Source organism: Arthrobacter sp. 8AJ (assembly GCF_902506025.1).
Lineage (GTDB): Bacteria > Actinomycetota > Actinomycetes > Actinomycetales > Micrococcaceae > Arthrobacter.
Window position 1 is genome coordinate 475,670 of the sequence record NZ_LR733289.1, and the last position, 12,512, is coordinate 488,181.

Genomic DNA, 12,512 nt, shown 5'->3' on the forward strand with positions numbered 1-12,512 from the left:
TTTTTTAGCGGGATAGCTTGTCCCGATCCGGCTCCGTATCGCCGATGTGCCCGGCTGTGTTTGCCGCCAGGACTCGGGCGACGAAGGCGCCGGACTCGTCCATGTAGTGGCGTAGGAACTTCGCCGTGCGTTCATCCTTGACTTCGCCCCGTTCCTCAAATACTTCGATGTCATATGAACGTACGCTTCAGGCGAATTCAGTTGGGATGCGTCCAGGATGCTGCGGAAGGACGACTGCATCACTGCTGTGCCGATGCTTCCGGGAGAGGTCCCGATGATTCCCGTGGGTTTACGGGCGAATGAATTCTTCCCCCAACGACGAGAACCACAGTCGATAGCGTTTTTAAGGGCTATCGAGAATGGAACGGTTGTATTCGTGAGACACGAAGAGGATCAATTCCAGCGTCGTGGCGCTCCTCACCTCCGGCATGGCGAAGGTCCGCTCATCCCGCCGCTAAGTTGGTCCGGCTTACTTGGTATCGCTCTCCAAACGAACGTATCCTAGGAGGCCGCGACAACCCTGGCCAGGACCGATCAAGGGAGACGAACTGGGCTTGACCTTTGTGGTTAATCGGGAACACGACTCCGCGTTTCGCTTTCGCAACAACAGGATTGCCAGTTCACCTTCTACAGCCTTCAAAGCACTGATCTTGCCGGGCCGCGTGGCCCCGACATTCCTCTGTTTCCTAGGTGAATCGGAACCTCCGCGCGCCGAACTCAATCTGCCATCCCACCTTTGGCCCCCGCTTACGGCAGAGAGTGGATCGTAAAAGATGACATCAAAGCCGTGCCGTCCAGTTGTCACGCCCGCAGGGAGGGGCGGCGCTGGAATTGCTGGTGTCACCCAATCGGGGATCCTTGCTCGGTAGTTCATTCCGTGCTTTCCTTTTCAAGCTCTTTAGCCAGGTCACGGCCTTTCCGATCTTGCCAGTCGGTTCCAGGAAATTCATAGACGATAACCTTGTGGCAGCCATACCCGGAAACCCTCATCGCCGTAGACGGCTATGCGTCCGCGGCCGCCGTCAAGCCAGACCCAGAAGACCGATGCATCTTGTGTAACGACATCCACTTCCCCGGAGACCGCCGGCTCACTGTCCCGCTGAACGATTACATAGTGACCTTCCTCCAGCTGGGCCCAGTCGGCGGCCAAGAGCTCTTCGCCCTTCTCGTGCGCCTTGGGAAAAGGGACTCCACAGTTATCCCGAGGTCCAACGTCAATACCCATCGTCGGCCGTGCGTCTACTAACGCGGCAGCTGCATCCGCCCACATGGAAAAGAATGCAAGCGATGATATGTGAGGGAACGAGTACGCTTTCATGGCCTCATTCGAACCGGGAGCGGGGTTCTCGGAACCACTGCAATCCATACAAACTCCTATGTGGGGCACCGCCGTTGGCTGCCACTGAACAGTCCGGAGCCATGGCGACGGGAAGGCGATCGTCAAAAAAGCCAATTCTTAACCGAATTTAGCGTGCCTGTGACCCCCAAGGCCATGCAGTCAATGACTGAGAGGTCATTGCTTTTTGTACGCACGTACGGTTGCGCAGCGGCCAACGATACTGCCGTCGTCTATACAATCATTCCCACCTACACCCGAAACTACTTTACAAAGGACGGCCTCGCCGGGCCGCACCACAATGCTAAAGATCAGGGTCCAAGCCGTAGGTTTCCACACTGGCAGCCATGTACGGTCTGCGTGCTTCGCCGTTCCGGCCAGAGCATGCAATTGTTACTCGCCAAGGAACGCACTCGAAGCGTTAGACGTAGCGACACAAGGTGCGCGGCATTTTTATCAATTCACGACAATCGTGAACGGTCTGCCGGGCCCCATAGTTATCCGTGTCACTCAAGACGGCGCAGCACGGGCGTCTTCAGATCCATTAAGGAAAAGGAGAATGGTGAACTATGGCAGAAAGCGCAGCTAGTGCCAAGAACATAATGCGAAAGCGGCTGAAATGGACCGATGGCTTCGCCCTGACGATCGGGGTTATGACGACGGGTATTTTCACCTCTGTCGGATACACAATGGGTACGGTAGGCCTGTGGGGCATGATCGCTGTATGGGTAAGTGCCGCGTTGATCGGACTACTCCAGGTCATGCTGTTCACTGAAATGGCGCTAATGTTTCCCAACAAGACTGGCGGCATTGGCGTGTTCGCCCACGAGGCCTGGCGGAAGTATTTTGCACCAATTGGTCCGTTCTGTGTCTACGGATACTGGATGGCTTGGTCACTCGCGCTCTCGGCGGTCGGTTTGACCTTTGGCAATCTTGTGAAAGCACAGTGGTTTCCGGATACGGGAATCTTTTTTACAATCTTTGGTGTAGATATTGGTACTCAGCATTTTATTGCAGCAGGCGCAATCATTTTGGTGTGGATGCTAAATGTGTTAGGGGTCAAGCCAACAGTTCGTGTTTTGTGGATCCTCAACATCGGAGTTGTGTTTGTCCTGCTCGTATTCGTGGTTATGCCATTCATAACAGGACAATGGAGCGCGGAGAGCTTCACGTTCCATTTCTCGGGGGCATGGGGCGGCTGGAAGCTCGCTATAGCTTTGATGTACTTGGCAGCCTGGAGCGTATACGGTACCGAAATTATTGCGACTTTCGCCCCGGAGTTCGGTGATACGAAGCGGGACGTGCCCAAGGCGACTTCGTTCAACGGGTTCACAATGGTTGCTATTTATATCTTGGTGCCTATCGGTGCAGCCGGCACGCTCGGCGAGAACGCTATAGCCAATGATCCCATTGGCTACGCAGTGTTGGCTTTCCAGCACTTAGTCGGGCCAGCCTCGGGGTTCGTCACTCTAGTTGTCTGTGCATCAATGTTTGCCTCGATGACAGCCTCCAGTGGTGGCGCGGGACGAGCCCTCTTCGGACTCGCACGCGAGGGCATGACGCTCAAACAGCTGGACCATCTTGGCAAGCGAAGTGGCATGCCCGTGCGCCAGATGACACTGGACATGGTGGTCAATGTTGCGATGGTGTTCTTCCTTGGGTCAACACTGGCGGTACTATTCGCCAGCAACTTCGGATACCTCGTGTGCACAACATTCGCAGTCGCCGGGTTCGTGTTGCTGCGCAAGGACCGCCCAGACTGGCCGAGGCCGTTCAAGTTGCGATCTTACTGGGTGGGTATTGCCGCGGTCCTTGCGATAGTTGATGCTGTCATAGCCTTGGTCGGCTTCCTTAACCCGGATCTGGGGGGTTACGGGGACGCCAGCTCGATCTTCATCGCTTTAATCCTGCTTTCTTTCGGGCCTATCACCTACGTCATCAGGAAGAAGTTCCAGGATGGTGTGAAGCTGGTGCTCCGGGAATGGGTGCCGACTCACCCAGACGAAGAAGACCCGTCGTTCGAGGGCAAGGCAAAAGGTGAAACAACCACAAGGCCGGCGGCTGCCGAATCAAGCTGACCGAGGGTGAAGTTACTTGCATGTGCCGCATGGTTGATGCACGACGCGCAGGATGCGCCTCTTCCACGGGAGCATCGCTCGAAAAATTCGTAAGGGGCATTCCATGGTTGTCGTGACCAGTTCTGCATAGGGCGTGGACTAGCCTCGGCTCTAAGTGAGGCGCCGTTCTTAATCGCATGTTAGAAACGAGGAGGGTGCTCGAAGCCGCGACGTAGTGGTTATCCAAACCATAATTTGCCGAGCTAACGAGCACCCTTTCCGTTTCTAATCTCGCCAGCTTTTACGTGATGGTCCTGAGCTACGCCGAACACTAGCAATGGGTGACAGACATAACCCTTTCGGATTAAGCCTTTTCGACTCTGGTTTCCTGGACATCACGGCTTCGAACAGGGGCTGATCACCCAGATGCAAGCATCAGATTAGCCCTGCCGTGATGCCTGAGCACGACCTCTTCGAGGTGCTCTCTCCAGTTGAACTGAAGCGCCGATAGTTTGCCCTTTTGTAAAGGTGGAAGAGAGTGATGGGTCCCTTGGATGCCTCAGCCACCGTGGGCTTGCTCCCTCGGGCCAGCGAAGGGTTCACCTGCGTCGTACTAAAATTGTTGGAGCAGTAGATGGAGCAATCGTCCCTGAACAGTAAGACGGCAGCCGGAGCGGCGCTGCTGGTTGCTATGAGCGCATGCGCCCCTGCCGGCGTCGACTGGCCTGTGCACGAAACGATGTCAATGGACATAGCCAGGGTTGTCGTGATTGGAGACTCGCTGAGTACCGGGTTGGGGACATCCCCACAACAGGCTTGGCCAGAACTCCTTAAGTCGGCACCCGGTTTCGACAAGCGTGCGGTTGAGATCACTAATGCTGCCGAGAACGGCAGCGGCTACATAGCCACGGGTGTTGATGGCGACACTTTCCACGGGGAAGTCCAGGCGGCAGTCACACCTTCAACCGATGTGATCTTGTTTTTCGGGTCAGACAACGACGCGGGGACAGATCCTGAGGAGCTCAAGGCGGCGGTAGCGTCAACGTTCGACGCCGCGTCGTCGCTGGCTCCCCAGGCCAGTCTCGTCGCGATCGGTCCGTTGACCGGGAGCGAGGGGCTGGATCAGGTGTTGGCCGCCGTGTGCCGTTCTGACGCTTCTGCCGTGCGCGATAAAGGGGTGAAATTCTTTGATCCCATAGCGGAGCACTGGCTCGGTGGCCGCGCCAGTGTGCTGCTCGGACCAGACGGCGAGCATCCCAGCGCCAAAGGACAGAGGTTCCTGCGAGACAAAATAGGGAGAATTCTTAGAGCCGCCCTATCCGACTGAAAGGCTCAAGGCGAAGTTCAGATTTACTGACAGTAGATCATGATGTTCTCAGATCACCGCCGGACGGTCGGAAGGGAAGAGGCTAAGCGGGTGAAACCCGGGAGTAGTCGAAGTACGCAAAGAAGTTGGGGCTAGACGGGATAAATTTGGGGCCGTGAGGAGCTATGCCCGCGTGCGCCTCAGAGGAGGCGTTAAGAACGAATGGGAAGCCCCCGTCCAACGTACGCGTGTGTGTTTCGCCTTGTCAGGCGCTTTCCACGTCAGGTTGGGGTGTGCCTTAGCCGGGCGAAGCCCGGGACCTTGAGCTAAGTCTTAGGACTTATGGATTCGGTTATACAAGAGAAGGCCTCCGGATTTGGACACCGGAAGCGCGTTCAATCGCATGGCCAAGGCGGTCATGGATGCTCGCCACGAGCCAGACAACGAGAGTTTCGAGTTGTTGAAGTTTGATTCGCTCCAGTTCTGGAAGATTACCTCCTAGGCCTCTCGAGACTTCGACGATGCGCTTCGGCGGCTTCTCGTCCGGGCGGGGGCAGCCACACTACGCTCTGTCTTCCGTCCTTCGGGTCGGGCATCCGTCCCACCAGACAGGCCACTTCAAGCCGCCGAACAACTCTGCTCACGTTAAACCGGCCCGTGCCGATGGCGTCTGCGATGTCCGTTGGACGGGCCGTGGTCCGCTAGATCAGTTGGTTGAGCAGCAAGAAAGCCGGCATGTCTCCAGGCAAGGGGCCCCCGCTCTGAACGAGAATGCTCTCGCGCACGGCGGTGGAATTCATTGCCCCGCCCATGAAGTAGGGGCACTGGGCTCACTACCACGTTCCGTAGGTCCACGCTCTCTTATGGTGCGCCGGAGCAACGCCTTGCAGCGCTGGCCTATGGCCGCATTCTTCAGTACGGCGAGGTGATGGGGATGGCCCCCGGAGCGGCGGGAGCGGCATCGCCAGGGCAATGGCACTCGGGCTTCGGGCATCCACCGGCGCAATGGTGTACACGCCGACCCGGGGGTGCTCGACCGCTGCCTTCCGGTACTAGGTGGGGGTCGGAGCACCAGCGCAGCGCGGGCTGGTCCCACTCCCAGGTGACCGCATGTACCGAGGACGGGCCCCGTTACCATGCGATTGCTGCCGGCCCCGGCGATCCCGCCACGGCTGTGATGGCAGGGGAGACTGCACACGCTCCTGCCCTCGCAGGTGACCGGCTGCCGACCGCGAAAGGGTCGCTGACACCGGCACTGCACTGGGCAACGTGCTCATACAGCGATTTCGTGCGGCCAGCCACACTTATGAGGTATCCAACTCGTCTGAACCCATGTCCTGCACGTCGACGGCGCAGGCAGGGGAGGTTGGTTCCCTCCACCTTGGTCTGGCGCAGGCGGCTTTTTCCACCCTTTGTAGGCGCCGCGCTGTTTGATTAGGGCAAGTTTCTTTTGTGCGCTGTAGGGTTTAACTGCGTAGTAATACAAGCTCGTCGAGTGGAAGGCGCTTTCGTGGGGCTGTCTCTCGTTGCTCCAGAATCTCGGAGAGGCGATCCGCGCTTGCAACCGTGCCCACGGCAGTGACGGTCATGGGCTTAAGATTTTCAGCAAGATTGAAGGCTTTCGTGAGCTTGTTCCAATCGACGCCCGCCATCTGGTGGGTGTAAAGGCCGTCTGCCTGCGCCTGCACACTAAAGTGAGCCAACGACTGGCCAAGGTCGTACTCTGCGTACGGTCGCCCATCCCCTTCCGGCGAGGACGTCTCCGCGATGCCCACCACCAGCGCCGACGCGGTGTGCGCCCATGAAGCGTTTAAACCAGCAAGGGCAGAGACGATAGTGTCGAATTCCGGTGTATTTCGGCGAGTCACGATGAAACGGCGGGGTTGATTGTTGCTCGCCGAGGGAGCCCAGCGCGCAGCCTCAAGAAGCGCGTCAAGCTGAGCATCGGTGATGCTAACGTCCGGATCGAAGGACCGAGGGCTCCAACGCTGAGACAGCTCCGAGATGATTGGAACACGCGTGTCAGCGGTACGGGAGGTCATTACGTCGGAGGGTTTCAATGTTATAGCTCTCTTCGTTTCTTTACGATTGCTCAGTCACAAGCCCACCCTAATAGGTAGGGCTCAGAACGGTCAGATCGGGTAATTTCTCATCAACACTAGGGCGTCCCTCACAAGATAGGCTTGTCCTTTTTATGTAATTTCTGCACAGGGTTTTTACGTACTCCGTGCAATTGAAGAGGTTTGCACAAGATTTCCCGAGGAGAGAAAACGGAATTGAGCGGACTCTCGCCCAGTGCGTATCCCAGCAGTGGCAAGTCTTGCCTGTGCAGTTCGGCCGGCGTCCTTGAGCGCTGCTTCCCACCCGCGCTTTCGCACGCGCCCGTCAAACCACTCCATGGAACCTGCGATGTGGGCGATGTCTGTGTGTCCGAGGTCAATGAGGTGCTGAGTTGCCAGCCGGGCCCCGAGTTCTTGATTTTCAGAGTAAGTGAAGACATCAGGAGTGGAAGAAACACCCGCTGCCACCATTTCAAGAGGCACCCGACGTGTTGCGCGCCAAACGGCAGCAGCCATGGACACCAGCGGCGCGATGACAATTATGCCGTCGACTCCGAGGTCTTCCAAGGTGTTGAGCGCGTTTGGGATCGATTCCTCGTACGGGGGTCGGACGGAAGCTACAGTGGTTGAGTATCCCTTTTCCCTGGCTACGTTCTCCAGCGCCAGAAGCGTTCCGACCGGCCCAAAACGCGGGGACCCATCGGTTACGATGCCGATGGATGTCGAGCGACTGGTCACAAGAGTGGTAGCGGCCCTATTGCGGCGATACCCAACATCCTTAATGATCTGCAATACCCGCTGCCGGGTAGACTCGTTGACTTCGGGATGGCCGTTAAGAACTCGGGAGACGGTTCCGTATGAAACGCCTGCCATTTGTGCGACTTCTTTAATAGTCATCCGCCGCTGGGGCGGGTTCGAGCCGGAGCCGTTCACCTCCGGGTGCGTCGCTGCTCCTGCCACAGCCGCGCCTCCTAACTCTTCACCTGGACCAACCGTCATGTATCCGCAATCAAACACTACGCGGCCAAGCCATCACGTACGCGCTCGTTGCCAGCAGCAGAGCACTGTGCTTCCAAATTTCGCCGTGCTTCAGGTGATGAGGCAGAGGGCGGACTCCTAATTTGGGCCACTTCTACATGCGGGGCCAAAGTGCCGATAATGGACGTTCTGTAGGGCCGGGGGAGTGGGGAGCGCTAGAGCTCAGTATGCTCCGTTCCGCCGTTCGCACGCTGACCCCTCAGTGACAGTGGGCAGGCGATGCCGGCGCCGGCCGAAGGCACTGGAATTGGCGAAACTCCGGCCAAATAGCGGTTGGCCGGAGTTCCGTGGACAACACTGCAGGGTGAACCTTGGGGTTGTGTGGGAGCGCCGGGCAGGGGAGGGGTTTACTTCAGCGCCGCTTGGCGGAGGTACTGGTAGACCGTTTCCCTGCTGATTCCGTAATCGCGGGCCAGTACGACTTTAGGGATGCCGGTGCCGGCTCGCTGGACCAGTTCGGCCGCACGCTCGGGTGTCAGAGTCTTTTTCCGTCCTTTGTAGGCGCCGCGTTGTCTGGCCAGCGCGATGCCTTCGCGCTGGCGTTCCCTGATCAGTGAGCGTTCGAATTCGGCGAAGGCGCCCATGACGGAGAGCATGAGGTTGGCCATGGGGGAGTCCTCGCCGGTGAAGACGAGCTGTTCTTTGAGGAACTCCACCCGGACCCCGCGCCGGGTGAGCCCTTGGACCAGGGCGCGAAGGTCATCGAGGTTGCGGGCGAGCCGGTCCATGCTGTGCACGACCACGGTGTCCCCGTCGCGGACGAACCGCAGCAACTCGGTCAGCTGCGGCCTTGCGGTGTCCCGGCCGGAGGCCTTGTCGGTGAACGTCCGGTCCAGGACCTGGCCATCAAGCTGGCGCAGCTCATTTTGGTCCACGGTGCTCACCCGCACGTAGCCGATGCGCTGACCATTCACGACGGCCTCCAATCCTCGCGGTGTGAGAACGAGTGTCGACCCCACCAGCGCAGAGGTCAAGACACGGGTCTGTCCAAAACCGCCTGACGACTAATTGCCAAGGAACGCACGTCCGGCAGGGGAACAACCCTGCCATGGTGTACGTTGCTCTCTGGTCGGGAAAGACCCGGTCAAAGACTGAAATGAGCACCGCCTACCGTGGCTACCGATTACGACGAAGTCCGTTCCGACGTCAAGGAATCCCAGGACCGGTCCCTCGAGGCGTTGAAGTCGGCCAGCGCTCCTGATGCCCGCAGCGTCGTCACCGAACTGGACGTGGCCGACGACGAAGGGCTGACGCCCGGCGGGGAAATCGTCTCCGAGGAACTCATCGTCCAGGTCATCCCGCAGGGCAAGGACGAGTTCACCTGCGCATCCTGCTTCCTCGTCCGGCACCGGTCCCAGCTCGCCGTCGAACGCAACGGCCAGCCTTACTGCATCGAGTGCGAAGGCTGACAACCTCGGGACGGCTCCCGCAACCTTCCCGACGCCGAGGACTTTTCGTCGTTCCCTGACCCCTGCCACTGCTGGTGACTCACTGCCGGCAGTGAGCCGTTCGGGGAGGGGCAGGGCTTTTAGAGCAGATCCAATTCCTGGATGAGTCCGTATTCAACGCCGGTGCTTAGGGTGGCAGTGAATGACCTGAAGCTGTGTCGGGTGATTAGTATGCCGCGGTCCGTTGCCTTCTCGCTGAGCAGGCGGGTGGCTTCTTCAAGCTGCAGATCTCTGGATGCGCGGTCGTGGGCTTCGATGATGATGGTGTCGTGGGTGAACATTGTTGGTCTCCTTTGTCCAATGTAAGAGTGGCGGCAAAGCTTTTGGCTGGGCTGGTTGCCGGAAGAGTGGTGGATCTTCAAAACCCTGGGAGCCGCCGACGGGCGCGCTGCAACAGATTTTGGTTGTGCTGTTTGGTGTGCCATCTCGCCGCCCTCAGGGGGCTTGTGGGCCCCTGGGTCAGCTTGGAGCCGATGAATGCGTGCTCGGCTTGCCTGCTTGGTTTCAGGCTCTGCGGAGGCGGCTTCGTTGGGCCGCGGCGGTAGCTGGCGACCTAACAGTTTGTGATGAAAGACGGGCGGGATGGGATCCCGGCTGGGTTTGGAAAACAACACTTTCCGCGCGGCGCATCCTCCGCCGAAACCTATGATTCATCAAAAGCTTCGCTCCAACAAATTGGCAGTGGAGACTCATTTTCAGGCGTGCATCTTGAGGAAATCTTGATCCGCAGGAAGCACCCGCTTGATCCTTTTCAGGAAGAGTGTCTTGGTCAGGTCATGCAGAGCGCCTGGCCAGTAACGGGGCTCGGGTTCCGTTGGCGGCGCTCGTAATCTTTGAGGATCCGTTTGAGAACCACCGTCAATATATTGCGTTTAGAACGACCCGGAGCTGCTGAGGCGATGGGCCCACGGGACGCTGACTCGGCCGCTTCGTTGCCGGGTGTCACCGGCGATATGTCGGCTCTCGACCTGCAAAGCCTGTGGAACATTGCCGAGGATACGCAGGGCCCTGCCCTGGCCCTGCAATTCCTCAGCGACTTTTTCAGCCTGCAGCAGGCTCGAGTGTCCCGGATCCTCGCCACTCTGGCCGAGGAGGACCCCGCGGGCTCAGCTAATGCTGTCCGTAGTTTGCACACTGCATCGTCCATGGCTGGCGCAAAGCACATTGCCGAGCGCTGCGCGATCATCCTGCCACTGGTCGGGGCCAGGAATTTCACGTCCGCGCGGGTACATGCAACGGCCCTGCAGTGCGACGTAGAGGCTCTGACTGCCGCTTCCCCCATGCTGCTGGAGCAAGCGGAGGCCCGGCTTGGTTCCATGCCAGCTGCCCACGCCTAGAATGCGGGGAAGCCGCCCCCTGGAATGGGACCGAGAGCAGGACATCAATTCGCCCTGGATGCCACGCGAGGCTTGCGTCCGCGGGCGTCCCTGGGCAAGACTCGGGGGACGCATGCTGAGTTGATGAAAAATTTGGAGCGGGATACACCACGAAAAGCGCTGGCAACGATGCTTGGCGCCCGCCGGCTGCGAAGGTGCAGCCACGAGGTCCCGCAGACCGAAAGGATCGCAATGGCAGGAATGTTCGAACTGTTTATCGACGCACAATCAGCTTTCAGGTTCCGTCTGACAGCACCGGACGGCACCGTAATGGCCGTATCCAGACCCTTCACGACCAAGACCGACGCCGTGGCAGGGATCGCCGCCGTCCGCGAGTACGCCGGCATGGGACTGATTACCGATTCCTGTACGACCCTCAGCGCTATCGGACATCGAGCCTACAATGACCCGCCTGCTCCGGCGGGCTCCCAACGGGTTCCCAAAATCGATTTCCATGGGCGCGCCCGTGCGGTCCGCCGGGCCGTCTCCGGTCCGCGCTGGGCCGGGGCAATACACAACTTTTCCTGAGCCCGGGGAGGGCCCGCCTCTGCCCCTTCCCAGCTCCAGCTTTACGTAAGATCAATTATCGGCCTAAGTTTTCTGGTCTGGTGAGCAAGACCCTCAGGTGTGGGCGCCGGTGGAAGCTGCAGGCGCGACAAGCCGGTCGGTCGCCACCGTCGAAGGCGGCAGGTGCGAAGGCCTTCCAGCCGCTGGCCCGAAATGCCGAAGACCGCCTCAGCTCAAGAGTCCGCCCCCATTACCCCAGCGCCGCGAGCAGCCGCTCATTCACGCGGGCCACAATCCCTGAGAACACGGCATCGTCGTCGAGGGCCCGTGTCATGATCAGTCCGCCCTGGATCGCTGCCACTGCGTCCATGGCAAGGCCTGCGGCCTCGAGCTTCGCAACCCGGCCCCGCTCCAGCGTATCCGCGAGGACGCCCACCCAGTCGGCGAAGTAGGCGCGGACCTCCGCGGCGAAGGTCTCCTGTTCTTCCCCCAGGGTCATCGCCGCGAACAGGCAGACCCGCTCCCCGGAAGCGAAGTACTCCTCCACAACGCGTGACATTGAAGTCACCGCCTGGGCGGCGTCTGTGACCGTGCGAAGCGGTTCGAACACCTGCCCGTCGAACCACGCCCGCACCTGTGCCAGCACCGCGCGGGCCATGTCTGTTTTCCCGTCGGGGAAGAAGTGGTAGAGGCTTCCGCGCCCAATCCCGGTCTCCTGCTGAATCACGGACAGCGAGCCGCTTTCGAAGCCTCGCCGGCGGAAGACGCCGGCGAGGGCAAGGACTGCGTCCGAGCGGTCAAGAACAGTCCGGGGCATCAGAGTCCAAGTTCGATCAGGCCCGGGTGGTCCGACGGGCGCGCGCCGGGGGCGTCCCAGAAGAACTTGCGCTCGGACTCGTCAATCGCGACGTCGTTGATGCTCGCGTGGCGGTGGGTCATGAGCCCATTATCGTCGAAGCGCCAGTTCTCATTCCCGTACGCGCGGAACCACTGGCCGGCCGCATCGTGGTACTCGTACGCGAAGCGCACCGCAATCACATCCCCCGTGTAGGCCCAGAGCTCCTTGATTAGGCGGTAATCCAGTTCCCGGTCCCATTTGCCGGTGAGGAAGTCCACGATCGCGGGGCGGCCCGAGAGGAAGACGGAGCGGTTGCGCCACCAGCTGTCCTCGCTGTAGGCGAGGGAAATGCGCTCGGGATCGCGCGTGTTCCAGCCATCTTCGGCACTGCGCACCTTGAGGATGGCGGAGGCTTCATTGAACGGAGGGAGGGGCGGTCGTGTCATGGAAGGGTCCTTTCAATCAAAGAGTGTACCGATCGGTTAACTCTGTACTTAAAAGTACAGAAGCCCGATGGGCCCGTCAACACTTTCCTTCCCGCCGTAG

11 protein-coding genes and 2 pseudogenes are annotated in these 12,512 nt (G+C 59.5%); 5 read left to right on the forward strand and 8 right to left on the reverse strand.

Annotated elements, in window-relative coordinates:
- Window positions 1–4 precede the first annotated feature (4 nt).
- A pseudogene (locus BACI349Y_RS02180) lies at window positions 5–394 on the reverse strand (NADPH-dependent FMN reductase); the annotation flags it as partial.
- A gap of 1,511 nt (window positions 395–1,905) precedes the next feature.
- On the opposite strand from BACI349Y_RS02180, the gene BACI349Y_RS02185 reads away from it, so the two are divergent.
- Window positions 1,906–3,414: an APC family permease gene (locus BACI349Y_RS02185; RefSeq protein WP_159630053.1), complete on the forward strand. Its 1,509-nt coding sequence runs from the start codon at window positions 1,906–1,908 to the stop codon at window positions 3,412–3,414.
- 613 nt (window positions 3,415–4,027) lie between these two features.
- Window positions 4,028–4,720, forward strand: a complete 693-nt coding sequence (locus BACI349Y_RS02190; RefSeq protein ID WP_159630055.1) for an SGNH/GDSL hydrolase family protein — start codon at window positions 4,028–4,030, stop codon at window positions 4,718–4,720.
- A 470-nt stretch (window positions 4,721–5,190) separates the two neighbouring features.
- On the opposite strand, the pseudogene BACI349Y_RS20495 reads toward BACI349Y_RS02190, so the two are convergent.
- The 4 genes and pseudogenes from BACI349Y_RS20495 to BACI349Y_RS02210 all read right to left on the reverse strand — a co-directional run.
- Window positions 5,191–5,379 (reverse strand): annotated as a pseudogene (locus BACI349Y_RS20495) (hypothetical protein); the annotation flags it as partial.
- A 786-nt stretch (window positions 5,380–6,165) separates the two neighbouring features.
- Window positions 6,166–6,741, reverse strand: coding sequence for a nitroreductase family protein (locus tag BACI349Y_RS02200; RefSeq protein ID WP_159630057.1), 576 nt, complete (start codon window positions 6,739–6,741; stop codon window positions 6,166–6,168).
- 174 nt (window positions 6,742–6,915) lie between these two features.
- A complete protein-coding gene (locus BACI349Y_RS02205) occupies window positions 6,916–7,719 on the reverse strand; it encodes a LacI family DNA-binding transcriptional regulator (RefSeq protein WP_223917533.1) in 804 nt (267 codons plus the stop codon).
- A 425-nt stretch (window positions 7,720–8,144) separates the two neighbouring features.
- The gene (locus BACI349Y_RS02210) at window positions 8,145–8,711 is read right to left on the reverse strand and encodes a recombinase family protein (RefSeq protein ID WP_159630059.1); all 567 of its coding nucleotides are present in this window, start codon (window positions 8,709–8,711) and stop codon (window positions 8,145–8,147) included.
- A 198-nt stretch (window positions 8,712–8,909) separates the two neighbouring features.
- Here BACI349Y_RS02210 and BACI349Y_RS02215 point away from each other — a divergent pair, with 198 nt between their 5' ends.
- Window positions 8,910–9,206: a DUF4193 domain-containing protein gene (locus BACI349Y_RS02215; RefSeq protein ID WP_159630061.1), complete on the forward strand. Its 297-nt coding sequence runs from the start codon at window positions 8,910–8,912 to the stop codon at window positions 9,204–9,206.
- A gap of 119 nt (window positions 9,207–9,325) precedes the next feature.
- Here the strand turns inward: BACI349Y_RS02215 and BACI349Y_RS02220 are convergent, their stop codons facing one another.
- Window positions 9,326–9,526: a hypothetical protein gene (locus BACI349Y_RS02220; protein ID WP_159630063.1), complete on the reverse strand. Its 201-nt coding sequence runs from the start codon at window positions 9,524–9,526 to the stop codon at window positions 9,326–9,328.
- A 564-nt stretch (window positions 9,527–10,090) separates the two neighbouring features.
- Between BACI349Y_RS02220 and BACI349Y_RS02225 the strand changes: the two genes are divergently transcribed.
- Together BACI349Y_RS02225 and BACI349Y_RS02230 are read left to right on the forward strand one after the other, a co-directional pair.
- Window positions 10,091–10,582 (forward strand): Hpt domain-containing protein, encoded by a 492-nt coding sequence (locus tag BACI349Y_RS02225; RefSeq protein ID WP_159630065.1) that lies wholly within the window; start codon window positions 10,091–10,093, stop codon window positions 10,580–10,582.
- 231 nt (window positions 10,583–10,813) lie between these two features.
- Window positions 10,814–11,149 (forward strand): YegP family protein, encoded by a 336-nt coding sequence (locus tag BACI349Y_RS02230; RefSeq protein ID WP_159630067.1) that lies wholly within the window; start codon window positions 10,814–10,816, stop codon window positions 11,147–11,149.
- A gap of 229 nt (window positions 11,150–11,378) precedes the next feature.
- On the opposite strand, the gene BACI349Y_RS02235 is transcribed toward BACI349Y_RS02230, so the two are convergent.
- A complete protein-coding gene (locus BACI349Y_RS02235; protein ID WP_159630069.1) occupies window positions 11,379–11,945 on the reverse strand; it encodes a TetR/AcrR family transcriptional regulator in 567 nt (188 codons plus the stop codon).
- Window positions 11,945–12,412: a nuclear transport factor 2 family protein gene (locus BACI349Y_RS02240; protein ID WP_159630071.1), complete on the reverse strand. Its 468-nt coding sequence runs from the start codon at window positions 12,410–12,412 to the stop codon at window positions 11,945–11,947. Before BACI349Y_RS02240 ends, BACI349Y_RS02235 begins: the two co-directional genes overlap by 1 nt.
- Window positions 12,413–12,512 lie beyond the last annotated feature (100 nt).